At 41.4% G+C, this 25,480-nt stretch carries 18 protein-coding genes; 4 read left to right on the top strand and 14 right to left on the bottom strand.

Annotated features, from left to right (window positions below; translation table 11 throughout):
- Positions 1–121: 121 nt before the first annotated feature.
- The gene (locus tag ACLL8Z_RS00980; protein ID WP_411272876.1) at positions 122–1,831 is read right to left on the bottom strand and encodes an FAD/NAD(P)-binding protein; all 1,710 of its coding nucleotides are present in this window, start codon (positions 1,829–1,831) and stop codon (positions 122–124) included.
- A 357-nt stretch (positions 1,832–2,188) separates the two neighbouring features.
- Here ACLL8Z_RS00980 and ACLL8Z_RS00975 point away from each other — a divergent pair, with 357 nt between their 5' ends.
- The gene (locus ACLL8Z_RS00975) at positions 2,189–2,788 is read left to right on the top strand and encodes a GNAT family N-acetyltransferase (protein WP_411272875.1); all 600 of its coding nucleotides are present in this window, start codon (positions 2,189–2,191) and stop codon (positions 2,786–2,788) included.
- Here ACLL8Z_RS00975 and ACLL8Z_RS00970 read toward each other — a convergent pair.
- The 9 genes from ACLL8Z_RS00970 to ACLL8Z_RS00930 form a co-directional block, all read right to left on the bottom strand.
- On the bottom strand, positions 2,772–3,938 hold the full coding sequence (locus tag ACLL8Z_RS00970; protein WP_411272874.1) for an App1 family protein: 1,167 nt from the start codon (positions 3,936–3,938) through the stop codon (positions 2,772–2,774). The genes ACLL8Z_RS00975 and ACLL8Z_RS00970 overlap by 17 nt on opposite strands.
- Positions 3,939–4,050: 112 nt before the next feature.
- A complete protein-coding gene (locus tag ACLL8Z_RS00965) occupies positions 4,051–4,941 on the bottom strand; it encodes a phytanoyl-CoA dioxygenase family protein (protein ID WP_411272873.1) in 891 nt (296 codons plus the stop codon).
- A 9-nt stretch (positions 4,942–4,950) separates the two neighbouring features.
- Positions 4,951–5,289, bottom strand: coding sequence for a hypothetical protein (locus ACLL8Z_RS00960; RefSeq protein WP_411272872.1), 339 nt, complete (start codon positions 5,287–5,289; stop codon positions 4,951–4,953).
- A gap of 88 nt (positions 5,290–5,377) precedes the next feature.
- The gene (locus ACLL8Z_RS00955; RefSeq protein WP_411272871.1) at positions 5,378–7,378 is read right to left on the bottom strand and encodes a TonB-dependent receptor plug domain-containing protein; all 2,001 of its coding nucleotides are present in this window, start codon (positions 7,376–7,378) and stop codon (positions 5,378–5,380) included.
- A 78-nt stretch (positions 7,379–7,456) separates the two neighbouring features.
- Positions 7,457–9,916 (bottom strand): alkaline phosphatase family protein, encoded by a 2,460-nt coding sequence (locus tag ACLL8Z_RS00950; protein WP_411272870.1) that lies wholly within the window; start codon positions 9,914–9,916, stop codon positions 7,457–7,459.
- A gap of 71 nt (positions 9,917–9,987) precedes the next feature.
- Positions 9,988–12,459, bottom strand: coding sequence for a bifunctional YncE family protein/alkaline phosphatase family protein (locus ACLL8Z_RS00945; RefSeq protein WP_411272869.1), 2,472 nt, complete (start codon positions 12,457–12,459; stop codon positions 9,988–9,990).
- A gap of 314 nt (positions 12,460–12,773) precedes the next feature.
- Positions 12,774–15,998, bottom strand: a complete 3,225-nt coding sequence (locus ACLL8Z_RS00940; protein WP_411272868.1) for an error-prone DNA polymerase — start codon at positions 15,996–15,998, stop codon at positions 12,774–12,776.
- A complete protein-coding gene (locus ACLL8Z_RS00935) occupies positions 15,998–17,500 on the bottom strand; it encodes a Y-family DNA polymerase (protein ID WP_411272867.1) in 1,503 nt (500 codons plus the stop codon). Before ACLL8Z_RS00935 ends, ACLL8Z_RS00940 begins: the two co-directional genes overlap by 1 nt.
- Position 17,501: 1 nt before the next feature.
- Positions 17,502–18,242 (bottom strand): ImuA family protein, encoded by a 741-nt coding sequence (locus ACLL8Z_RS00930; protein WP_411272866.1) that lies wholly within the window; start codon positions 18,240–18,242, stop codon positions 17,502–17,504.
- 250 nt (positions 18,243–18,492) lie between these two features.
- Here ACLL8Z_RS00930 and ACLL8Z_RS00925 point away from each other — a divergent pair, with 250 nt between their 5' ends.
- Positions 18,493–19,617 carry an ATP-binding protein gene (locus tag ACLL8Z_RS00925; protein WP_411272865.1) on the top strand — a complete coding sequence of 375 codons (1,125 nt, stop codon included), beginning with the start codon at positions 18,493–18,495 and terminating at the stop codon, positions 19,615–19,617.
- 130 nt (positions 19,618–19,747) lie between these two features.
- Positions 19,748–19,972, top strand: coding sequence for a hypothetical protein (locus ACLL8Z_RS00920; RefSeq protein ID WP_411272864.1), 225 nt, complete (start codon positions 19,748–19,750; stop codon positions 19,970–19,972).
- A gap of 103 nt (positions 19,973–20,075) precedes the next feature.
- Here ACLL8Z_RS00920 and ACLL8Z_RS00915 read toward each other — a convergent pair whose 3' ends face one another.
- Complete coding sequence (locus tag ACLL8Z_RS00915; RefSeq protein WP_411272863.1) at positions 20,076–20,909, bottom strand: universal stress protein; 834 nt, start codon at positions 20,907–20,909, stop codon at positions 20,076–20,078.
- 52 nt (positions 20,910–20,961) lie between these two features.
- A complete protein-coding gene (locus tag ACLL8Z_RS00910; protein WP_411272862.1) occupies positions 20,962–23,553 on the bottom strand; it encodes a cation-translocating P-type ATPase in 2,592 nt (863 codons plus the stop codon).
- A 386-nt stretch (positions 23,554–23,939) separates the two neighbouring features.
- Here ACLL8Z_RS00910 and ACLL8Z_RS00905 point away from each other — a divergent pair, with 386 nt between their 5' ends.
- Complete coding sequence (locus tag ACLL8Z_RS00905; protein ID WP_411272861.1) at positions 23,940–24,167, top strand: hypothetical protein; 228 nt, start codon at positions 23,940–23,942, stop codon at positions 24,165–24,167.
- Positions 24,168–24,370: 203 nt separating this feature from the next.
- Here ACLL8Z_RS00905 and ACLL8Z_RS00900 read toward each other — a convergent pair whose 3' ends face one another.
- Positions 24,371–24,811 (bottom strand): SRPBCC family protein, encoded by a 441-nt coding sequence (locus ACLL8Z_RS00900; protein WP_411272860.1) that lies wholly within the window; start codon positions 24,809–24,811, stop codon positions 24,371–24,373.
- A gap of 12 nt (positions 24,812–24,823) precedes the next feature.
- Positions 24,824–25,480: alpha/beta fold hydrolase (locus ACLL8Z_RS00895; RefSeq protein ID WP_411272859.1), on the bottom strand; the 657-nt coding region annotated here is incomplete at its 5' end.

Below are 25,480 nucleotides of genomic sequence, written 5' to 3'. Positions count from 1 at the left end.
CCAGCTCTCATAAAATTAAAAGTCAAAATTACCATTTACCGATATGGCGTGCAAGGAAGGTTTTCCACACTCATAGGATAACTTATTGGCGAAAATGCAAAGGGTTTTGTATTCAATACTTCTAAAATATGCTGTGAATGATGCGCTGTGATGCTTCTTCACAAAAATCAAGACCAGAGTAATCGGGATTATAACCCCCGATATAAGGAACAGCCATAATATATAGCCTTTTGTTATAGGCACTATATTGATCAGCAACTTGAAAATTATCATTAATTGTTATACCAGGAACTTTTAGATAGTAATTTCCGTTCCCATCTGCTTCAACCTCTTTGTTGCCTTTATCAAAAGCAGCCTGTCCTTCGGTAGGTGACCTGAACCTAATATGTGCCGGGCTTATCGTTTTACTTCTTATGAGGCTTTTAAACGGAAATTGCTCATACGAAAGCCGTGGCTGCCCTATACAATTTATAAAGGTTTTGTAATATGTAGATCTGAATTCGCCCGATTCATCCTTATACTTGTAGCTGATACCACCCTTCTTATCAGGGATAACTTCACTATCCTTATCTACCGGAATGAGTTCTAGCACTCCGGCATCACATAATGCAAGCATTTCCCGGGCCGAATTTTGAGGAACAAAGGCTATCACAATGGCTATTAAAGGCATCAAAACCTTTACAAGGCGTAGCATATCCTCTGCAGAAAGGTATTTAGCCGGATAGTTCATAGCAAAGCTCAATTCGGCAAGCATTTCTTTCCAATAAACTGACTCCCGGCGTTTAATTGATTTTTCCGCCTCGGCATATTCAGCACGGAAGAGCGTAAATGGATCAAGACGTTCACGAAGATCCATCATGGACCCAACAAATTCCTCGATGTTCATTTTCTTAATTTTATCGTAAAAATCAGGGTCTTTCTTCAGGAATATTTCCTTGAAATTCTTTTCAAACACGAAGTCAAGAGATATAAATCCATCATTATCCTCCTTGTATTTCATGATTTCTTCAGGTGTAAGAAGTGAATCATTTGAAAGGTGTGTATCTTCCAGGTGAAATCTGATTCCGGGAAGCAAGCCATCAAGAGAGTGCATCGCCAATTTGAATTTTGGGCTGTTCTCCGACCTGCAATACGAAATCTCACCGTTTTTTTCTTTTACGAACTCTCCATTATGCCGCGCCAGGGTTCTGATTGCATCGATAGCCGTCAAAGACGAGCCCTTGATAGCTATAGGATGGTTTAATTTCAACTCCAGTTTCGATGGCGGATACGGAGAATCAAAATATCCTTCAATTTTTCCTTCATTAAATCGCGGCCAGTTATGGCCTGTACAAATAATTACCCGATCAAATGCTGATATACCCAGTTCGGCAACATCTACCCAAACTTCATTAAGTTCAGGGTGGTCTATTATATCAACGACATTGCTATTTAGATGAAGATGTGTTCGTATCCCAGTTCTCTTTGCATTATTCAACAGAAGCTCAAATTGGGCCGACAGATATTGGCCGAAAAACAAGCGCGGCAGTACTTTAAATTCATTGAAGTTTTCAGGTGTAATATTATAAGTTTCAAGTATCTCGCTGGGAGCATTATTCACCCATTCCTCAATTGAACTTACGAGCGCAGGAATTTCATTGTCAGACACGTTTGTAATGTGTTCTTCGTTTGCACCTTCTTTGCTGTATGGCATTCCACTACCCAATTGGCTCTTCCTTTCAAAAATGCTTATCTCCAAATCGTCCCTGCCGGATTCGATTAACCTTTTAAACATGAACAATCCTGCGGGTCCTCCACCAAGTATTGCAATACGTCTTCTTAATTCTGCCATTTATAGTTGTTTGATAGTTGTTAAAACTTATGTCATCTAATTCTTAATTGGCACTAACCAAAAGAACTGTAATTGATAATTTCGATGTGATAACATCTATATTTTGGATAGGTTTTTTCTAAATGAAGCTTTCATTTTCACTTCCAGATAATTCAATAATTTCACGGCTTAGTTTAAAAGTTATTCAAACCTCGCAAAGGGCGGCGAAAACTTTCATGTTTACCCATGGGATATAGGATATTTACCTATTCTGTCTGCCATTTATACGGGAATTTAACACCAATAAAAAACCTTGCTAAAATATCGCTGTTAACACACTTAACCAACCATATAAATTTATAGCCCGCAAAATTCACCATGATAAAATTAGAATACTTCACCAGTGAAGATTTTGACGCGTTACTCAGCTGGATTCAGGATGAAGAACTATTGCTCCATTGGGCAGGCACTCAATTCCGGTTCCCCCTTAATGAAAAAAAATTGGAATGGTATATCAAAGACACGAACGATTTTCAGGCTTCTTCTACGCTGATTTATAAGGCCATAGAGTCTGAGAGCGGTAAGACCATTGGTCATATATCATTAACCTCAATTAATCGGACAAATCGGTCTGCTCGTATAACACGGGTTTTTGTCGCAGATTCGGAAAGGGGAAAAGGACTTGCTGCAAATATGGTAATAGCATTGCTAAAAATTGGATTTGAGGAGTTACATCTGCACCGTGTGAGTCTGGGAGTTTATCATAAAAATGAGTCCGCGATAAAATGTTATAAGAATTGCGGATTCAATATAGACGGTGTATTACGTGATATTCAGAGATATAAGGATGGTTATTGGAGCCTAATGGAAATGAGTATTCTCGAACACGAATGGGGTGTGATCGGAGGTGGGAAGCCGGAGGTCGGAAATCCATCAGACCTCCGACATCAGACACCAGACCTCAGACCTCAGGTATAACAGTAGCTTCTTCCTTTCCGGCTATCTCTCCTGTGTCCTGCATTTTATCTTTCTCGATTTCAGGGATAGCCTGGGTAAAGATCAGACCTGTTTTAGCTGCATGTTCGGCAGCTTCAACTGTATTATCTACTATCAGCAGCTCCACATGGTTTTCCAGTTCTGCAGAGATGTCCATTGCTATCTTTTCACGGTCGGCGAGCTGAACGTCGCGAATGTAAATTGCAAGGATTCGGCCGGGAAACTTTTTAACGATTTCACGGTAAATAACCGGATCTTCCTGGCCGCTGTCACCAATAAGAACGAAATTCAATAGTGGATAGGTCAGCAGAATATTTTCTATCTCCTTAAATTTATGGCCCATATGGCCAGAACTGATGAATTTGTTATCCTGCAATCCAAAGTCACGCAGCAGCAATGGACCTTCGGGTATTTGATTGAGATCAAGGAAATCTTTTAAAAGATCGTACATATTCCATGGACTACTAGAGACGTAGAAAAATGGGTTATTTCGTTTCCCATTACGGCCCAATTGCAGCGACTTATAAAACTCCGAAACCCCGGGAAATGGCATTCGTGTTTTTGCATTATGAAGAAAGACTTTCCTTGACATTGCGAGGACGTCAGTGGCACTGGTATGAACTATGGTATCATCAATATCACTAATTATCCCATACTCAGCATCTATTGGCGGAACCAAAACCTGGGCCTCACTCTTAAGCCCGGCCGGAAAATCTATCGGCGAGTTAATAAGCTCCACATCAATTTCATGCCACATATCGGTAGGACTAATAGGAAACTCCGGAGCCAGGTTCAACATAAAATAACCTTCATCATCAGTGATTATGGTATGCTCCTGATCCTGGAATTTAACCTTTAAGACTGCTCCTGGAATTTCGTCGCTTTGAAAACGATGATACATATTAACCAGGTTATTAAAAATAGTATCCCTGTCTGTCGCGGCGTTTATTCCCTTATTTTCAAGTACTCTGCCTTTTATATACAGGCGGTTGACTGTACCATAACTTCGAAAAGTCACGATTTGCAGGGGATCGTTAAGGTTTAGACGATTTCGTAGTTTAAAGAAAAGGTTGTCGAATTTTTCCTCGACTAAAGTAGTTGTATCGGTAAAAAGCTTTTTCCAATCGGCCATATGATGCGTTCTGTTAGTAGAACACTAATTACGAAAATGTGTTTAGGTGAAAAATGAATACTCGTGCCACGGTCGTGCAGAAATAAATCCTGAGTAATTCTAATTTGCGCAGCTATACTCCAGCCAGATCGGGATCAAACAGCAAAGGATGAAATTGACCGCCCATTTCTCGTCCTTTCGGAATTGCGATTGCACCGTCCATAAGGACCTTATCTGTGTCAGACAAAGTTCCATCTGCGAAAACATTCAGCACACAGGCCCTTCTCATTTTCTCCGATCGGTTTTCATAGGAACCATGTACCAGCAAAGGATGATGAAATGTTCCATAGCCTTTTTTAAGTTCAATAGGAACAGGTTTAAACCCGGCTTTTTGTTCCTCAGAAAGATATTGCATCAATCCATTCATATCGCCCGCAAGGTCAGGCTTATCAAGTAGCCCCCAGCGATGGCTATGCGGGACATAGTAAAGGCAACCATTATTTATTGTAGCGTCATCCAGGCCAATCCAGCAGGTAAGGTGGTGCATAGGAATAGTACGGGTCCAGTATGAGTAATCCTGGTGCCATGCCACCACGCCTCCATGCAGTGCAGGTTTATAAAAAAGCTGATCGTGCCAGAAACGCACGGCTTGATTTCCCAATAACTGAGAGGCGGCCATTACGAAAGCAGGATTCCATAAAATATCATGAAATCCCGGGGTGATCCTCCAGGCACCCAGAGCGTGAAACAATATTACGTTGGGATCGTGTGATTCGTTAGAGTTGTATTCGTGAAAAAGTGCATTGCCGGGATGCATAGGATCAACCAGTCCGATAAGCTCTTCATTGAGAAAATCTACCTGTTCGTCGCTAAGAAATTTGACATCATGGACATAACCAAATTCTTTGTAAGAATTAATTTGATCTGAGGTAAGGCGGTATTGATCCCACTGAGATTGTGTCTCAGGCCATCTGAACATATCAGATACCTGAACATGAATTTTTGAAAGATCTTGATAGTTCATTTTTAAAAGCTAAGGAATAAAAACTGCGTTCTCTCCCATTGTATAGGTCAATATTTTATGATTTGAATTGACATTGCCCCTAACTTCTGGCACCGAATAAGCTATTAATCCGTTTGCAATTACTCTCTTAGTTTTTCTGTTTATAAATATTTCATCTGCAACAAAATGTACTTTGCCGTATTTAAAATCAGCTTTCCCGTAAAGGTGGATCGTGCTATTTGATGCATCTACAACTATGGAATCTGCTGCAGTGTATTTTAATTCTTCAGATATGACTTTTACGTCTGAATTTTGTGCAAAACTTGTGAAGCTAACAAATACAAATAAGAGCAGGATTATAGTTCTCATAGTTTTGACCGGATTAAGTTATAGAATTATCCCCAAATGTTTGTGAAATATAATCATTTACCAGACAAAGGTACAGGTTCATCTACCTCTAAAGTGAAATACTCAACTCACTTAACACACTTCTCCCAACCCCGTTAATCCCACTCCCGTGTGTACGATAATCTTCATTAAAGATATTCTGCAGGCTCAGACGGAATTGAAGCATTTTGTACTTATATCCGGCGAAAGTATTCCATACCCTCCAGCCCGGTGTACCACCTTTCGGAATTCTGTTGTCATCCCGGTCACCCTGTGCCAGCCTGCTTTGCCCGGAAGCCCAGGCAAGCTCCCCTAAAATATAGAACCGCTTTAGCGTGTATCTAAATGAAGTATTTCCATTAAGCGGTGGCATCCTTCTTAGTGGTTCATCCTTAGTGCTATTTTTACCGAAGGTATAGGCAATAAAACTATTTATCATCCAATGCTCGTTAGCCTGCCAGTTGATGAAACCCTCGCCTCCTTTAATATAAGCATTCTCTATATTCTCTTTTCGGTAGACGTTATAACCGTTAATGATTTCCCCTTCAGATTTAACACGTGTTATCAGGTTACTTAATTTATTATAGAATATAGCAAGTGAACCTTTAATTTTATCAGACTGTATTTTATATCCCACTTCTGTATTGAAATTCCGTTCCGGTTTCAGATTAAATGAAGGCAATTCATATCTAAAATCAACAATACCCAGGCTACCCATATCATCAATATTGGGAGCCCGGTAACCGCTGCTGACGGAGGTGTAAAAATAATGAGACCCTGCGCCGTAATTTATACCTGCATTAAAGACAAGGGCATCGGGTTTGATGTTGACCAGTCCCAGTGTTTCGTCAGGTATGGTAGCGTTAAACCAATTATACCGTACCCCAGCCTCGACATTAAATTTCCTGATTTGGAAGTGATGAAGGTTGTAAATTGAAGAATTGGCATAGCTTGCATTATCAGGATATAGACCCCGGCCTCGAACGGTTGCCTGAGTTAGTTTATTGATATCTTCTTTATAGCTGTCAATCTTGTCGAAATAATATTCAAAACCGGTGTTCGAAGTCCAGTTGGACCCAAACTCAGAAACAATATCGACAGACGCATTTGAAGTCCGAATTTCATCCAATTCCCTGCGCATAGACGGACTATTATTTTTTTGACTGTTTCGAGTCTCATCGCTTTTCTGAAAAGAACCGTTGAAGCTAACCTTTTTATAAAGTTGGTTCAAACTCGATATGTTCAGTTTAACATAGGATAAGGTTCTCTGCTGGACTTCCATCTCGTTAAGAAGGAAATTTTCCAGCTGCACCTTATGGTAGACCGGGACATTGCTCTGCATCACAAACTGGTGTGCCCCGATTAACTCTGCGTTATCCGACAATTTCCATTTTAGTTTCAGATCCGCGTCTATTTCTCCATAACCACTCGGTGTTTGCCTGCCGGTTGTATCGCCGCCTACCAGCGCCCCGAACTTTTTTGTACTTAAACCACCCGAGGCAGCAAAATTACGACCGGAATATATTATCTGCCCCCGGCCGGTTTTCTCCATATTATTGCTCCAATACCGCCCGGTTATAATACCATGGAGCAGCGGTTTGTCAGAATAACCCGGATCGAGTGTCAATAACTGGATCACACCGCCCATTGCATCAGAACCATATTGTACCGAACCACTCCCTTTCACGACTTCAACCCGATCGATCATAAAATGATCAACGGTATTGAGGTATTGATTTGGTCCGTAGCGAAATGTAGAATTATTAAGACGTATGCCATCAACAAGGATCAGGGTTTGATTTCCTGTCAGACCTCTGACAAAAGCAGAGCCTCCACCATGATTTGTTTTTTGTACAAACACGCCCGGCACACTCATCAGAGCTTCGGGTGTAGAACGATACTGAAGCTCATTCATTTGCTTCTTCTTGAGCACACTGATAGAAAAAGGGCTCTTAACTAAAGCCGAAGACCTGCGGGTTGCTGTAATTACAACCTCGGTCAGGATGCCGGCTGTGTCTGCTTCGCTCGTATTTCGTTCCTGACCCGATAACATTGCAGGCAGAATCAGCATTAAGGCGGATATTGAATAGAATTGGAGTTTCAATTAAATGCTTTAACAGGTTAAAATAGAAAAGATTCAGGTTTTGTGTTAGTCATCATCTTTTTCAGTTTTCATTTCGAGCTTAACAAAAGCACTTCTCCGGGGCGGTGGCAGTATAGACGTTTCACCCTTGATCGATTTCCACACTACTTCATTCAAATCCAAATCCGGCGCACGATCTTCTCTTGAAAAATCCCAGGTTCCTGATCGTATGGAACTGGTATTATTAGCAGTATTTTTTACTGTTAAGCTAACACCCGGTGACCTGGCTTTAAAGGCAGCCAGGTCCGGCTTCGCATTAAAGCAGTCAAACAGCGGCGCTGCAGCGGCATCGTACTGGCTCATAGGTGGCAGGCCTAAAATTAACTCCATAGTTCGCAGCATTCCCGAAGTTGAATACATATTGTGATTTACCGATCCCATTTTTATATAGGGGCTGATAACAAAGGCCGGAGAACGGTGTGCATCAACATGATCAGGGCCGTTCTGGGCATCATCCTCTAAAACAAAAATTGCAGATTCCTTCCAGATGGCACTATTAGATATATGCTCCACTAATTGTCCCAGGGCGAGGTCATTATCGGCAACCATTGAGATTGGCGATAATTTACCTAATCGCTGGCCGTAAGTATGATCATTACCAATCCTTATGCTATTAAATTGCGGGACCTTCCCTGCGGATAATAGTGAATCAAAATCATGTTTAAATGCTTTTATCCGATCAACATCGGTAATATCAAGATTGTAGGAAGGAAAATTAACACATATGTTTCCCTCCAGCGACTTAATGCTAGCTTTTCCGGAAGAGGTGAATTCGCCGTATGACCGATAACTTATTCCCGCACGCTGACAGTAATCCCAAATAAATCCATCTCGCGGAAAGGCTATTTTGCGGCTGCCTTCATAGTCATAAGTACCACCGCGGCTGCCATAGCTGATAGGCCAGGTCTTTTCCACATAATCGTTAGCATATGCAGCCATGCTCCAGTTATGCCCGTCAGCACTTACTTCAGCATCGACATAAAAATTATCGAGCAAAACAAACTGGCGCGCGAGTGCATGATGGTTTGGCGTTACTTTCTCAGGAAAGATAGTCAGAGACGAATCCCCATTCCCCTGAGGCATATCTCCCAAAACCTGATCATAAGTACGATTTTCTTTAATGACGTAAAAAACGTATTTGATAGGTGAAACGTCCCCATTTTTAGCAGGAATGGGATTGCCAGGGGCTTTGTGAGCCACGTTTTCCTTCATTTTATTAAAAGGGGTGTTGGCATACACCTGTTTTGAATAATCGTTCAGCTGCACGGAACTGGGCTGATCAATTATCGACAAAGTACCTTTGAATAAACCTCCGATATATTGGAGCCTGGAATTGATAACTCCCAGATGAGAAGCGCTATTGTCCGTCTTTCTAACAGGTTGTGGTCCGCCGGGGTTGGGTAGAGATGAAAACCCTTTCCCATTACTTACAAAAATCTTATTGCCAACCGTTTTCACGTTGGTAGGATACCAGCCTGTGGGAATAAATCCCATAGTAACGCTTTTGCCTGGTTCGGAAACATTGAAAACAGCCAGGCAGTTATTATCGGCGTTTGCTATGTATAAAATTTTCTCGTCGGCAGAAAGGGCTAGACCGTTTGTAGTGGAACCGGTGAGTTTTGTAGGAAAAAGTGTAGCGGAAATAGTTTCTATCACTTTTCTCTGTGCAGTGTTTATCACCGATACCGAATTATCATTTGCGTTTGCCACAAAGATATATTCCCCTTTTTTAGTGGTTAAAATCTCATTGGGATGATTCTGAGTAGTGATTTCAGAAACTATCTTTTCCTGCATAACATCGTAGATGGCCAATTTATCACCTCCCCATATAGAAATATAAAGCTCGGACATATCGGGACTCAAAACACAGGCATAAGCTTCATGGGAAAGCTTCAACTTTTTAATGGTTTTTTTGCTGGCAAGGTCAACTATATATAAACTGCTGTCTTCCTTCGTCACGGTATATAGTCGATTCCGTTTGTTGTCTATCTCAATTCCTGCAGGACTTATTTTTTCTTTTGGCCAGGCCTCCCCCAACTTAATGGTATCAGGATTAAGGAATTTACCATTCTTAACATCGAAAGAAATAATAATATTATCGTTGCCCCCGGATGCATATATCTTAGACCCTTTATTATTAAATTTTAACCCATACCATGATTTACCAATAGAAATGGAATCCAGCTGCATTTCTGTTTTCGTGTCAATTAGTTGCAAAAACTGGGTGCTCTGCCCATTATTTGTTACAGCCAGTATCCTTTTGTTGGGATTCAGGGCCATATTTAAAGGGAGATCACCAAGATCTAATGAGCGCCCGGCGGGACTCAGCGACCAGCCATTTGAAAGGAGGACTTGCTTGCCAGGGCCATACAACGAGGGCGTTTGTGCCAGGGCTTTTTCAGCGGTCATCAAACATAATAGAACCAGGCAAATCAAACTGGAACTTGTTTTTAATAAATAATTCATATTAGGGAAATTATTACTGTGGTAAATTAAAGTTTATCTTTTATGTAGATATTTATGTCAGTTTCTAAAGATCAATCTTTGTCGGCTCCGTCCTTTTTATCAGTGTTTAAGAAAGCGGCCCGAACCGGTGAGGGTGATGGCACACCTTTAATACCCTGCCATAGAATTTCATTAAAAATAAGGTCAGGCACAGCATCCTCTTTACTCCAGTCAAATTTCTCGGACAACTTGCCGAGCCTGGTATTAGCTGGATTCTTGTCATTTAAATTAACATTTACCGGCAAAAAATTATAAGGGGCAAGATCCGGCTGGGGAGTAAACAATCTCCACATTGGGGTCGCGGCGGCGTCGTATTGAGTCATTGGTGGTAAACCCAGTATCAATTCCATTGTTCTCAACATTCCCGAGGTGGTATACATGGTATGGTCAACAAACTTGCGTTTTACATGAGGGCCGATTACAAATGCCGGGCTTCGATGAGCATCAACATGGTCTGGACCATTTTGAGCGTCGTCCTCCAAAATAAATACTACACTTTCATTCCAGACAGGGCTTTTGCTCAAGTGGTCAATCAGCATCCCGACGGCCAGGTCATTATCCGCAACGTGAGCAAAAGGCGTTGGACGGCCCTCACGCATACCTTCTGTATGATTGTTTCCCAACCTGATTGTAGAAAATTGAGGGACGGCTTTTGCAGTTACTAATGAATCGAAGTCGTGCTTCCATTGATAAAAACGGGTGGTATCCCGAATCCCAAGATTATAGGGTGCAAAACGTGCCGTATGTCCTTTCAAAGATTCGAGCCTGGGCTTAGAACCAAGAGCGTCGGCAACAAATTCCCCGTACGAACGATAAGAGACGTTGTTTCTTGCACACAGATCCCATATAAAACCGTCCTTATTATTTCCAATCTTGAGAGACCCGGAAGTTCCGGTTGTACCGCCTTTAGCGCCATATGAAGCCGGCCAATTCTTTTCGACATAATCGTTTGCATAAGCCCCCATGCTCCAATTGTGACCATCAGCACTCACTTCAGCATCCACATAAAAGTTATCCAGCAAAACATAATCTCTGGCTAGTTTATGCTGATTCGGCGTAATTTTTTCACCGAATAATAAGAGAGAGGTATCACCATTGCCACCAGGAATATCGCTTAAGACCTGATCATATGTCCTGTTCTCTTTAATTATATAAAACACATGTTTAATGGGAGATTTATCCCCCACTTTCATTGGAACGGGATTACCAGTCTCTCCTTCAGCAAGAAGCTCTTTTGACTTTGAGTAAGGAGTGTTTTTATATACCATCCGTGTAAAAATCGCAAGCTGCGGAGCGGATGGTTCGCTTATGAAACTCAAAGATCCGCGAAATAAGGAACCTATATATTGAACTTTGGCCGGCTTTGCACTATCCCCTAAACTGTTCAAAACAATCTGTTGCCTATTGCTTGGTTCTGGGCCCTGAGGATTAGCATAGGAAGTTAAGCCCTTGCCGTTAGTAACAAATATTTTCTTACCAACTACCTTCACATTGGTAGGATACCATCCAACCGGAATAAAGCCCTTTGACTTACTTTTAGAAGTTTCAGAAACATCAAATATGGCTAAACAGTTGTTGTCGGCATTAGCTATATAAAGTGTTTTCTCATCTTCGCTAAGTGCAAGCCCATTCGTTGTAGATCCGCTTGGAGAGGCAGGAAATAGAGCAGCATTTAATGTTTCAACGACGGTGTGGGTCGCTGTATTGATTACGGATACTGAATTATCATCGGCATTAGCAACATATAAAAATTTACCATTTTTAGTAAGATACATCTCATTTGGATGGTTGCCAACTGATATTTCCCTGATGATTTTTTCTGACTGGATATCATATAGCAGAATTTTCTTATCTCCCCACAAGCTGATATACAACTTTTTCCTATCGTTGGACACCTTACAGCTATAGGCCTCTGCACCGAGGGGGATAATTTTGCTGATTCCCCCGGTTTTCAGATCAAAAACATAAAGACTTTTTGCTTCTTTAGTTACTACGAAGAGTTTATTATATACTGTCTCTTCCAGGTCAAGGCCGGCAGTTCCTATTTGTGTAGGCCAGGGTTTGCCTAATTCATATGAATCTAACAGCTTAAGCTTGCCATTAACTACTGAATATCTGTTTACTTTATTGTCATGCCCCCCGGACGCATATAAGTATTGGTCATCTTTACTAAAAGCAAGCCCATACCATGCTTTAGCAATTACTATACTATCAACCCGCTGTTCCTTCTGTATATCGATCAGGTCGATGGTATGGGTGCTCTGGCCATTATTCGTAATGGCTAAGTATTTTTTTCCATTACTAACTGCCATATTTAAAGGCAATTCGCCAATTGGGATGTTCTTGCCCGCCGGTGTTAAAGACCATCCATTGGGTAACATCACTCTTTTGCCCTCCAGTTCGCTCAAGGTTTGAGAAAACAATGAACTAACAAATAATAAGGATATTATTGTTAGGCTTGAAGATTTAATTGATAAGGTCATGTCATAGAATTTTTTAGTCATTAGTGGACTGCAAGTTATTTACAATCATCCTAATACACTTAAAGTTAAGAAGAAGATATTGTTAATTTATTGAGAATTAAAAATTGCGTTCCTATGCCTCCAACGGATTGAAATCAAACAGCAGCGGGTGGAATTGCGTCCATTCAGTTGTCATTTCCTAACCTTATAGCGGCCTTATACGGACCTTATAGAGTCCTTATAGGGACCTTATAGCGATATAGAAAGTGTTTACAAAGGATATACACAGGCTCAACTGTCACTTGCAAATAACAACTCTTTCAGAACGTTATGCTATTCATGCCAAGTGTAGGAGACTATTTAAAGTTACGCCCCTTATCAAAAACATCCTTCTGTGACGTTCTTATGCCTTCCACTCCTTTATTCCCTCCGGAAAACATTTCACTCTTTTCATCCGCTCGCGAAAGTGTTAATATCGGTAGATCCTCATTTCCATTCGTTGATAAGCCACGCAATAATTTGGAGAAATCAAAGCATCGTTGCACTATTACATGTACAACCTCCCCTTCGATCTGTAACCTTCCCTCTGCCATAATTAACCTGGATCCTATTATCTCTTTACGATACTGGTCAAATAGTTTCTGAAAGACAACCAGGTTTGAGGTACCTGTTTCATCTTCGATGGTAATGAAACAAATACCACTGGCGGTACCAGGTCGCTGACGGACCAGTACTAAGCCTGCCACTTTCACTAAATCGCCATCTTTGGCGTGAGCAAGATCCTGCGCAGATCGCACATGCAGTAAGCCTAGTTTTTCCCTGACAAAGCTTAGAGGGTGAGCTTTCAGAGATAACGAGGTAGAAGCATAATCCTGGATCACATGTTCTGAAGCGGGCATAAGTGGAAGCGAGATCTGCGTTTCAATTACGCTTTCTGAAGGGTGCCCGGCAAATAAAGCAAGGGGCATATCTGAAAGTGCAGAAACTTCCCACAAAGCCTGGCGGCGATCGAGACCGATTGAACGGAACGCATCTGCATCAGCCAGTTTCTCGAGTGCTGCCTGTGGAACACCCGCATCTCGTAGAGCGGTAATATGTTTATAGCTGTCTCTTCTGCCTTGAATTAATAATGTCATATCATCTTCTCTGATGCCATTTACCTGCCTGAATCCAAGGCGCAACGCATGATATTCCCCGGTCTTTTCTTCCAGAATATTATCCCACATGGAATAATTAATATCAACCGGACGCACTTCAACTCCATGTTTACGTGCATCTATAACAAGCTGAGCGGGCTGGTAAAAACCCATTGGCAAGCTATTGAGTATCGCAGTGGCAAATACATCCGGGTAATAACATTTCATCCAGGATGAGACATACACCAGCAAAGCAAAACTGACTGCATGGCTTTCGGGAAAACCATAACTTCCGAAACCTTCCAGCTGCCTGAAGACACGCTGAGCGTATTCCAGTTCGTAACCTTTGGCTGTCATGCCGTCAACAAGCTTCTTTTCAAACTGGGAAACCAGACCTTTGGCTTTAAAAGTAGCCATACTTCGCCGAAGTCCATCAGCCTCAGCTGGAGTGAAGCCGGCCGCCACTATAGCTATTTCCATAGCCTGCTCCTGAAATAAAGGAACACCCAGAGTGCGACCCAAAATCTCTTTTAGTTCTTCAGAAGGATACTCAACTGCCTCCTCACCATTGCGTCTTCGTAGATAAGGATGGACCATATCTCCTTGTATAGGTCCGGGACGGACAATAGCTACCTCAATTACCAGATCATAAAAACATTGGGGACGGAGACGGGGCAGCATTGACATTTGTGCCCGGCTCTCTATCTGGAAAACCCCGATCGTATCCGCATGGCATATCATCTCATACACTTTAGGATCATCCTGTGGAACATTGGCCAGTGTGAGATCAAGATCGTAATTTTTTTTTGCGAGATCAAAACCCTTTCTGATGCATGTAAGCATACCGAGAGCGAGCACGTCGACTTTCAAAAAACCTAGCGCATCAATGTCATCCTTATTCCATTCAATACAAGTACGGTCTTCCATTCGTGCGTTCATTATAGGGCAGAGATCAGAAAGCTTTCCTTGTGTGATCACAAAGCCACCCGTATGCTGCCCGAGCTGCCTCGGAAAACCAATCATCTGTCTGGTCAGTTCCAGTGTTTTACGCAAATGAGCATCCTGAGGGTTAAAGCCCTGCTCTAGGAGATGTGTATCATTAAACACTTCATGATGATGCCAGACTGAACCAGACAGGCGGTTAACTGTATCTACCGATAATCCCATTGCTTTGGCTACATCCCTCACAGCACCTTTGAAATGAAGTTGGGTTACAGTTGCAACAATCGCCGCGCGGTCGCGGCCATATTTCTCATATATATACTGGATAACTTCTTCACGGCGTTCATGCTCAAAGTCTACATCAATATCCGGGGGTTCATCGCGGGCATCCGACATAAAGCGGGCGAAAAGCAGCTTAAATTTGGTTGGGTCCACTGAGGTAATGCCCAGGAAATAACAAACTACTGAATTAGCTGCCGATCCGCGTCCCTGACAGAGAATATTTTTACTTCTTGCAAATCGCACAAAATCATGAACAGTGAGGAAATAGCTGGCCAAGTCTTTCTTCTCCATAAAGTCCAGTTCCGCATCAATCTGGTCTTTTACTTTCTTCGGAATTTTGCCTTTAAATCTTTCACTGGCACCTTCAAATGTTAGAACTCTTAATTCTTCCATAGGCGTTCGATTTTCGCTGGTCAGCTCTTCGGGATACACATATCTAAGGGTGCTGAGAGAAAACTGACAAGATTCAGCTATCCCAATTGCATTTTCTATCGCTTCAGGATACTGCCAAAATAGCCGATGCATCTCTTCAATAGGTTTCAGGTGCCTTTCTGCATTCTGATGCAGGCGGAAACCCGCGGTATGAATGGTGCACTTTTCTCGAACACAGGTTAGCACATCCTGCAACTCCCTGCGAACCGGATCATGGTAGTAAACATCATTTGTAGCTGCAAGAGGTATGTCCAGTTTGGAAGATAAACGTGAAAGGCAGAACAATCTTTTTTGATCATCACCCAGATATGAACGCACAGCAGCCATGTACAGCTCCTTACCCAGAGTGTGGCGATACTCCTTCATATCATTTTGGAAAGATGTATCAAACTCAAAATTTTCTGTCAAAACGGAAGGAGTAAGAGCAATAAACTTAATGCCCCTGCTGTATTCATACACATCTGCTTTATATAAATAGCATTGCCCCTTTTCAGCCCTGCGGTTTCCAATGGTCAATAAGCCTGATAGGCGGCTATATGCTTCCTGATCTGTGGGATAAGCTAATAAACCCGGACCGTCAATGAGATCCAGGCGGCAGCCGGGAATAAGCCGAATTCCTTTTAATTTGGCTGCTGCATGCGCCCGCACAATTCCTGCAAAAGTATTCCGGTCTGTAATAGCAATAGCTTTATAGCCATACACTTCAGCCTGCTCGACAAGTTCCTCCGGATGTGAGGCCCCTTGCAGAAAACTAAAATTGCTCGTGACTTGTAATTCAATATAGCTCATCAGGCAAAAAAACCATGAATAAACCACTCATTAGAGCCATCTCCGTTATAATGTCCCGACCGGAATAACCAGTAACGCTGCCCCTTCTGATCCTCCACATGATAATAATCGCGGTGCTGCCCGCCTTCGAGCCACCATTCCCGCTCAATGCGCTCCGGACCATCTGCTTTTTTTACGTGGTGGACCTTTTCTTTATACCGGAACAGCATGGGCGGATAATCCGGTATGGGAGCAGTTACCTCGATGTGTTCGGGTCTGGCCAAGAGTTGAACGGGTCGGGGTTTATCGCTTCGCCACCGTAATGAAGGTTTATCGTTTATTGATAATGAAATTCTAATAGACCTTTCAGGCCAGTAATGCTCATCCGGCAAGTACCGATGGATGGTGTGGGCTCCTATCTTACCTGCCAGCCTGTCCAGTAGTTCAGCAAGCATTGAATCTTCCAGGCCTGGTTTTCCAGCCCATAAAGCCTCCTGCCGGGGCGGTATATCTTCCACTTTAGATGCTTCCAGAACAAAAAGTTCAATACCCAAAGCAGGCTCCAGTGTGGATATTTTAAGTTCGAACAAGTTAAACAGATGATGAATATTATGCGAGGCCAGGTTGGTCCCAATTTCCATTTGTACTACTTTTCCATCAATCCTGTATCCTTTAAAAATGGCGGTTCGAACGCCCTTACCTTCCCTTTGCAATCGCTTACACAGCATTTCCAGCAGTTTTTGGACCGCAATTTCAATCCCGGTGGCGGTTCTTATGGGCTCCAGACTAGGCAGACGTTCCTGGTAGGGCTCTACAGGAAGCAGGCATTGTATGGCTTCGTTCTCATTACCCAAAGCCTCATCCAGGCGTTGCAACATAACCTGCCCGAATCGTCTTCGAAGTACTGAACGTGGCATACTAATAAAACTGCTGATGGTTCTTAGCCCCAATTTATGCAAACGTTGCAGAATCAGCGGGTCGAGCCGCAATGCAGCCGGCGGTAATGGGAGTAATGCTTCTGCCTGAGTGTTAATCTCGATAATGGGCTTGATCTTCCCGAAACGAGAAACCGCCCATGCGGCGCCGATTGTATCTGCCATTGCAGCCCTCACATCATAGCCCTTACTTCTCAGGCGGGTTACAATATCTTTCAGATAATACCTTTCTCCACCCCAGAGATGGGCACAACCCGAAATATCGAGAATCAATCCGTCGGGAGAATCGAGTGCAATAATCGGTGTATAGCGGATACACCATTCTCCGAGTCCTTTTAACAACCTATCTCTCTTACCGGGGATTTCATCAATAATTTCTATTGAAGGTATAAGTGCCTTTGCATCGGCAGCGACCATGCCCGGGATAATCCCCTCCGATTCAGCCAAAGCGTTACAGGAGGTGATAAGCAGCCTGCCATGATCCATTACTGCAATTACAAACGGGACTTCCCGCAGTTCAGGACGGCGGAGGCTGAGCCAGTCCGTCAGTAAATGACGGAACCATATGGTGACAAAACGCTTTTGCATGTTAACCGGCTTTTAAGCTTTCAGGCCTTATAAAAGCTTCCGTCATTTCAGTCACCGGCTTAAACCGGCCTGCAGACCATTCTACTTTCCAGTTTCCGGGGTTTCCATTGCGAACTTTTAACAATTCAACATTCCAGCGGGGGAAACCTACGCCAGGCATGCCATCTTCTAGTTCACTCGGTAAATGAGTAATATTCCATCTCGCAACGCAAGCAGTAGCACTCAATTTTTTAAGATCACTGCGCAGGATAAACCCGGTCACCCGGCTTTGTTCTGCTGCCAATTGCAGACGTCGCGTTTGGGTAAAATTGATTTCCTCCAACTCCCCTATCACAGCAGACAGGCCTTTACATTTAAGCGCCTCTTCCATCGCCCAAAGGACATCCCTCTCCCGTTTAAGGTCAATAAAGATCAGTTGATCAGGTTCAACACCAAAAACTTTCAGCGATGGTGGAAAAAGGGTGCGGCGCATACTAATCCACAAACAGGCTCCGTCATGCTGCATAAGATTACTAAGGATTCCGCTTATAAAGCCCCCGTTTGCCGCTGCCTGCTCAGGCTCAGCACTCAGAAATTCATGTATTGCTCCCGTGGGAAATATTCCATTTGGAAATGAAGCTTCAATTGGGCCGAGACCAACAGAATCAGTATTGTCTGATACCGGTGGAGTACAGCCCTGCATCAGCAAAATGCTCTTTTGCAGCTGATTAATGATGTCCTTTTTTGTCCCTGGCAAATGCATAATGAAATTCTTCTACAAACATAATACTAAAAATATTAGTATTCGCATTGATCGAAAGAATTACATCTTATTTTCAAACTGAATAAGCAGAAGCCTGATTATGAACATATTATTTCCGCATGAGAGCGTTCATATTAGAACTGTTTGAACGGGCCTATGGAGCGATATTTGGTATTCAGATCCGGATCGATTGTAAATATCCCATATGACAGTTCGTTATCGTATATTTGGATGTAGCTACCAAGTGCAAATGCAAAACCTTAAACCTGAAATAACCATTTCTGATTCCCTCAGACAGGAAATTATAAACCAATATCAAATACTGGATGCTCCCCGGATAGCCATTGAAGCCGCCAATGTAGGCACCTGGATGATAGACGATGCCACGCGGGTATTCATTACGTCTGCCCGTGTAAAAGAATTATTTGGTTATGAATCGGGACAGGACCTCACATTTGAGGCAGCTTTGTTGTGTGTTTCAGAAAAGCATAGGGATAAGATAGTTAGTGGAATTGAAGAAACTTTTAAGACAGGAAAACCTTATCATGTTGATTTTGCAACAAGCGGACTTCCCGAGCGTAAACTGCGCTGGGTAAAGGCAGTTGGTGGGCTTTATACAGATTCAGAGGGGAAATTAACTCATATATCTGGCGTGATGATGGATATCACCGAACAAAAACAGGGGGAATTGCGTAAAAACAAATTCATAGGTATGGTAAGCCATGAGCTTCAGACTCCATTAACTTCCTTAAAGGCTTATGTTCAATTACTGCATGCCTGGGCCAGGAAACAAAAGGACGATTTCACTGTCGGCGCTTTAGCGAAAATGGAGAAGCAAGTGAAAAAGATGGGTAATATGATCAATGGTTTTCTAAGTTTAAACCAGGTAGAAACAGGCAACATTCATCTGGACTTAAAAGATTTTGAGTTAAATGCTCTTATCAATAGTGCACTTGAAGAAACAAGGCTTCTTAATCCCAACCGTACAATTACTTTTTCACAGCCAGAGATTATCGAGCTTCAGGCTGACCCGGATAAAATTGAGCAGGTACTTATAAATCTTGTTTCTAATGCCATCAAATATTCACCAGCAGAGGGCACTATTGAAATAAGCACCAGCACCATGGGCGAAATGGCTGAGGTAAGAATTAAAGATGAAGGTTTCGGTATCGCTCCTGCTGATATGAAAAAACTATTCGAACGTTATTTCCGGGTTGAGAATAAGCATACGGAACACATCCCGGGATTTGGTATAGGGCTTTATCTCTGTGCAGAAATCATACGGCTTCACCACGGTAAAATATGGGGTGAGAGTGAACCTGGCAAGGGTTCTGTGTTTTGTTTCCAATTGCCCCTCAGGATCCGGGCTATTTAATAAATATTTATAAAGAGTTAATTTATACTGATCCTCTTGTAGAGTGGATAATTGTGCATATCTTTTTTATCAGCAGCTATTTCCATAAACTTAATTTCACTATTATTGAGCATTAACGCTCAAACCAATTATGACCTCTTTTGAAATCGAATGCCCGCAGTCTTTTCACACCTGCGACCGGATTGGTGTGTTCGCTGAACATCAGACTGACTACTCCGAATTCCACCTGATTACAGACGGTGGCCTTTTATCTGTGATACTAAGGCACCAGAACGGGCGATGGCAAAACAAAGAAGGCAAGCAACTAACCGTTGAAGAGCTGGCTTTTATCAGCAGTCAGATTGAGAATAATTAGAGATACTTCATCCTGAATGGCATGGCTTTCCCGCACAAAATCCGCACTCAGCCATCTTATCAAATTCTTCCCTCAACGTAGCATCTGCCGAAACACCTGATGATTATATTTTCTTATAAACCAGTAGGGGAACTTTAGATTTTAATGAGTACTGAGCGGAGCTGCTTGAAAGAAATAATCTTTCAAAAAAACTTCTGTTCTGTTGAGTAAACATAACCAGAATAGACGGCTTTAACTTTTTTATTTCTTTATCAAGATTTAAAACTAAGCTTTCGACGAAATCGAAATCATCAAAACGTACCTTGATATCCTGATTTGTAAATTTCTTAATTGCTTTCTGTATAAGTTTTGGATCTCTATCCAGATCTGAAGGAAATTTAAAATGCAGTAATTCTATTTTAGCCCCCAGTGGCTTTGCAAAATCTATCACTTTCTGTGTTTCATTTTCAAAACTGGAAAGATCGGAAGCATACAGTATTGATGTTATTTTGTTGTTCAGATAGGTATTAGGCACGGCTATAACGGGCACATCGGATTGATTGATAAGAATAGATGTGTTAGTCCCAAATATTTTATTGTGTTTTCCATTACCTCTTCTGCTGATGCAAATGAAATCAAACTTGTTCTTAAGTGCATATTCCATGATATTTGCATCGGTTATAAATGAGCTTTTAGTAATACAACTAAAATTTACAGAGTTGATGCCCATACTACTATATGCGCTATCAACAAATCGGCAAAGCCTGTTTTTTATCTTGTTTGCCTCACTCTTTTCATATGAAACGAAAACTTTAGCGCTCAAGGTGGTGGGTTTCATTACATAGTAAGAATGGAAGAAAACCAGCTCATATTTGTTTTGCGATGCTAATTGAATTGCAAAGCGTAAACCTGCTTTAGAATTTGCAGAGAAATCGGTAGTAACCAAAATTTTTTTCATGATTATATAACCAGGATGAATACTTCTTTAAGATCCGTTAATCAGATCATGTTTAAAATACCAGGTGAGAATTTTCTTTTCGTAACCTTTTGGAAATTATTTTTTCTGTTTCAACGACTAAAACTACTAAGAATGAAACCGCTCCAACCACAAGGAATTCGTGCATTGATAAAGCTTCAGTTTTGAATATTGGTTGGAAATATGGTGTATACGTTATTATTAACTGAAGGACTAATGCTGTACTAACTGCAACAATAAGTGGTTTATTTGAAAAAAAGGCTTTGCTAAAAAGTGACTGGCTCTCCCTGCGAATGACCATTACATGCCCTAGCTGACTAAGACACAAAAAATTAAAAACAATTGTTTGCCAATGTAGTCCATTTCTTATTGACCAGGCTTGAAGAGATAATGCAACACCTGCCATCAGTATACCTACCCATAGCATATGTAATCCCCTTCCACCAGCAAAGACACTTTCCTTCGGGGGCCTCGGAGGTCTGTTCATCACATCTTGCTCAGCCTTTTCAAATGACAAAGATATTGCAGGCAAGCCATCCGACACTAAATTTATCCATAAAATATGTATCGGTAATAAGGCTATTGGTAATCCAATTATCGGTCCTAAAAGTAAAGTCAGAAGTTCACTTGAGTTGGTGGTCATAAGGTATTTGATAAATTTCAAAATATTATCGTACACTCTCCTGCCTTCCCGGATAGCTTTTACAATGGTTGAAAAATTATCGTCCAGCAGAATCATATGTGATGCTTCTTTGGATACATCTGTTCCGGTAATTCCCATAGCAATACCAATATTGGCTCTTTTAAGTGAAGGAGCATCATTGACACCATCACCGGTCATAGCCACATAATGACCTTTCTGCTGCAGCATCTTAACAATTTGCAGTTTTTGTTCAGGTGATACACGAGCATACACTTTTATCTTTTCTACTTTGGCGAGGAAGATATCCTGATCTAATGCGGCTAACTGCTGACCCGTTATTACTATATCACTTTCACTGCTTAAAATGCCTATGCGCTGTGCAATAGTTTTGGCTGTTATTGGATGATCGCCCGTGATCATCACTGGAACAATACCGGCTGTTTTACATTCAGCCACAGCATCAAATACTTCATCTCTGGGCGGATCAATCATACTCGTCAGTCCCAGAAAGTGCAAATCAGATTCATGTAACACGGGGTTCGGCATACTGGGTATTTCATCCCAATACCGATAGGCGAATCCCAGTACCCGATGACCTTTAGCCGCCATTAAATCGACTTGTTCTAGCTGTAAAGTGGAATCAATATTTCCGCATCGCTTCAGTAAAACATCCGGCGCCCCTTTGGTGAAGGATATGATCTTATTTTCATGCGTATGGAAGGTAGTCATCAGTTTCCTATCCGCATCAAAAGGAATTTCTGCCAAACGTGGCCAATTCTGAGTATTTATATGGTAATCTCTGGCTAACTCCGCCAAGGCAATTTCTGTACTATCACCCTTTAACTTTTTTTCATTGTCTTCAACCACATCATTGTTTAGGGCAATTGCATATAATAATAGATTAACATCACCTTGTTGTTTTATAGGCGTTAGTGCATTCCGTTCATAGAGATGTCCATTTACGAATATCTCCTCAACATACATCTTGTTTTTGGTAAGGGTGCCCGTTTTATCTGTGCAGATATAGGTAACGGAGCCTAATGTTTCAACAGCTGGCAATTTTCTAATAAGACTATTGAATTTAATCATTCTTTTTGCTGCCAACGCCAGAGAAATAGTGATTACCGCTGGCAAGGCCTCTGGTATAGCTGCTACGGCGAGTGAAATGCTGGTAAGTACCATTTTTGCGATATCCTCACCGCGTAACCAACCGGCAAGGAAAAATAATATACATAGAAACAGTACAAGGATAGAAAGCTTTTTCCCGAAAGAGCTCATACGTTGTTGCAATGGAGTTAGCGATTCATCTTCCTGTAACATCAAAGCAATACGCCCTAACTCAGTTTGCATACCAGTTGATATTACAACGCCTTTACCACGTCCATAAGTAACGAACGTGCCTTTAAAAGCCATATTTTTTTTGTCTCCGATGGGCAAGTCATCTATTTCAAGTGAGTCTGTCGTTTTATCGATGGCGTTTGATTCTCCGGTTAATGCCGCTTCTTCAATTTTTAAACTAATGGATTCAATAATGCGCAAATCCGCAGGGACGGAATTACCGGCTTCTAAAAGCACAACATCCCCTGGAACCAGGGCTGTTGCAGGCAGGGTTACAAATTCCCCATCGCGCATCACGCTCGTTTGTGTGATTGCCATTTGTTTCAAGGCCTGCATCGCTTTCTCAGCGCGGTATTCCTGATAAAATCCCAGCAATGCATTCAATAAAACAATAACGAGTATAACTATAGTATCAGTCAAGTCGCCCACAATACCAGCCACAATAGCCGCTATTAATAAAATTAAGATCATTACATCCTTAAATTGGTAAAGGAGCATAATAGCTATGCTTTTCTTTTTACCTTCCAATAATTCATTGGGACCCGTCATCAACAATTTTGATTCGGCTTCCTTTGTACTCAGGCCTTGAGGTTTTGTGTCTAATGATTCAAGGGTTTCGGATATAGTCAATTTATGCCAGTTCATGGTTGTCTCAGTAAGTTGAACACATTTAATATTTGTAGCAAGATGGCCATAGATATAGTGCTCTATTAAATTTTGCCTTTCTATAGAACAAGTTGTTCTATTTTTTTAGCAAGATTAAATCTGTATTTACCCGCATGTGTAGCGCGTTCAGAGAAATCAGTAGAAATAAGCATTTTCTTCATTTCATTGATTACTTTAGATAAACAGGTAAGGATTTATTCTTATTTGCAACGCGAATTCCAGCTCGCTCGTTTGCGTATTAAAAATGCAGCTTATACATCAAATATACCTGTAAGTTATTGTTGTGAAATGAGCCTAATCAATAGAAAAGGTGATCTTCCTTACTTTGATAGTATATTGTTGATTAATGATTTAATAATTTTAAAATGGTAGGTGCTAAAAGTCAAATAAATCGCCCAAAAATTAAATTATTAGCTAAGGCTGACTACTATACGAAAGCTAAGGTGCAGAAACACTATCATGTACTGGTTGGTGAAGACTGGCATTACTACTCAGTCCCTTACCGCTACATCGGAAAAGAAGAAATCAGAAAGTTAGCGGATTATTTTAAAGTAAGACAAGAGGCTTTTAACCGACCCTATAATCTGATTTAAAACGTAAGGGCTCGGTGGGTTAGTGCATGCAGCTGCCGTACTGAACAATAATCAAATTACTGCCATACTGGTCCAGTATATGCTGATGGATATCTTGAGGTGTAAGGGGTGCATTATCTGCTTTAACTTACCCTATAGAACTTCAAATCCCTGTTTTACATAAAACAAAAAAGGTGATTGATAATTCTCTCCGTTTTTTAATGTTACATTTTCTCAGCTATCTTTTTAATATTCTCCAGCATCCCTGGTAAAAACCTTTCTTGATTTTTTTGCTCAAATTCAATAGGTATATGTTCCCGGCGATAAGTAAGTTTAATACTTTTGTCATTTTCCTTTTCCAGCCGGTAGGTGATAGTAGAATAGTTTGCGGGTATATCTGCATATCCTTCCTGGCTACTGAAATAGCTAAATTTCAACAGTTTTTGAGGGACTACTTCAAGAATTTTGCCTTTATCCACATATTCTTTACCCTCTGACATCCTCGAAAATGTAACTGGACTACCGACCTTCCAATCTGTTTTAGCTTCTGAATTAAATAAATACACTCTTATTTTGTCAGGGTTAGTTAATACATCCCAAACCCTTATGGCATCTGCATTTATCAATACTGACCTTTCGGTTGTTAAATTTTTTTCTGCTTTCATGTTGCAAGAATGTTAGTTGTTATAAAATTCTACTAATTCAGGCACTAAGGTTTTAGGTGACACCTTGTGAATTTGACCTTTTAATATTTTTTGTGTACCTGCTGGTAATAATTCTGCTACTATTTGTGATGGTTTGCGTAAAGATTGCGGACTTTTTGTACTGGCTATTACCATAACCGGAATGTTAATAGAAGCTAACACATTGTTTGGCACCTTAAAATTGCCCATCACAGCAGCATCATACGGTAGGGAATTGGCATTGGCAATCATCTTTGACCAATTAGGTGTCAATCTCAAAATAAACGGAACAATTGCAGGAACACCTATTACTTTTCTTAAGTAAAATTTTACAGCATCTTTTTTCCTGCCTTCAGCTATCATTTGGTTTAATTGGCGCTCTGCATCTGGCGGTGGTTCATGACGCCTGCTATCTGTATAATAAGGTGGTTCAAAAATCGCCAATTTTTTCACAGGCAAACCACTTGCTACAACTTCAATACACAGGACAGCTCCTGATGAAACTCCATATAAATAAACTGTTCCTCCGCCAATATTTATTAATGCTTCAATATCTTCAATCTCCCTTTGCACTGAATATGGTTGCGTATCGCTGCTGTCACCTCGTGCCCTCCGGTCGTAACTGATAACTGTGAAGTTGTTTGCTAATAC

This window comes from Daejeonella sp. (assembly GCF_046590655.1).
In the GTDB taxonomy this organism is placed as follows: Bacteria; Bacteroidota; Bacteroidia; order Sphingobacteriales; family Sphingobacteriaceae; genus Daejeonella.
This window is presented reverse-complemented; position numbering and strand designations above follow the sequence as displayed.

Coding starts and splice junctions, on each gene's coding strand:
- ACLL8Z_RS00980 (WP_411272876.1), bottom strand. CDS start 1,831: ATGGCAGAATTAAGAAGACGTATTGCAATACTTGGTGGAGGACCCGCA.
- ACLL8Z_RS00975 (WP_411272875.1), top strand. CDS start 2,189: ATGATAAAATTAGAATACTTCACCAGTGAAGATTTTGACGCGTTACTC.
- ACLL8Z_RS00970 (WP_411272874.1), bottom strand. CDS start 3,938: ATGGCCGATTGGAAAAAGCTTTTTACCGATACAACTACTTTAGTCGAG.
- ACLL8Z_RS00965 (WP_411272873.1), bottom strand. CDS start 4,941: ATGAACTATCAAGATCTTTCAAAAATTCATGTTCAGGTATCTGATATG.
- ACLL8Z_RS00960 (WP_411272872.1), bottom strand. CDS start 5,289: ATGAGAACTATAATCCTGCTCTTATTTGTATTTGTTAGCTTCACAAGT.
- ACLL8Z_RS00955 (WP_411272871.1), bottom strand. CDS start 7,378: ATGCTGATTCTGCCTGCAATGTTATCGGGTCAGGAACGAAATACGAGC.
- ACLL8Z_RS00950 (WP_411272870.1), bottom strand. CDS start 9,916: ATGAATTATTTATTAAAAACAAGTTCCAGTTTGATTTGCCTGGTTCTA.
- ACLL8Z_RS00945 (WP_411272869.1), bottom strand. CDS start 12,459: ATGACTAAAAAATTCTATGACATGACCTTATCAATTAAATCTTCAAGC.
- ACLL8Z_RS00940 (WP_411272868.1), bottom strand. CDS start 15,998: ATGAGCTATATTGAATTACAAGTCACGAGCAATTTTAGTTTTCTGCAA.
- ACLL8Z_RS00935 (WP_411272867.1), bottom strand. CDS start 17,500: ATGCAAAAGCGTTTTGTCACCATATGGTTCCGTCATTTACTGACGGAC.
- ACLL8Z_RS00930 (WP_411272866.1), bottom strand. CDS start 18,242: ATGCATTTGCCAGGGACAAAAAAGGACATCATTAATCAGCTGCAAAAG.
- ACLL8Z_RS00925 (WP_411272865.1), top strand. CDS start 18,493: ATGCAAAACCTTAAACCTGAAATAACCATTTCTGATTCCCTCAGACAG.
- ACLL8Z_RS00920 (WP_411272864.1), top strand. CDS start 19,748: ATGACCTCTTTTGAAATCGAATGCCCGCAGTCTTTTCACACCTGCGAC.
- ACLL8Z_RS00915 (WP_411272863.1), bottom strand. CDS start 20,909: ATGAAAAAAATTTTGGTTACTACCGATTTCTCTGCAAATTCTAAAGCA.
- ACLL8Z_RS00910 (WP_411272862.1), bottom strand. CDS start 23,553: ATGAACTGGCATAAATTGACTATATCCGAAACCCTTGAATCATTAGAC.
- ACLL8Z_RS00905 (WP_411272861.1), top strand. CDS start 23,940: ATGGTAGGTGCTAAAAGTCAAATAAATCGCCCAAAAATTAAATTATTA.
- ACLL8Z_RS00900 (WP_411272860.1), bottom strand. CDS start 24,811: ATGAAAGCAGAAAAAAATTTAACAACCGAAAGGTCAGTATTGATAAAT.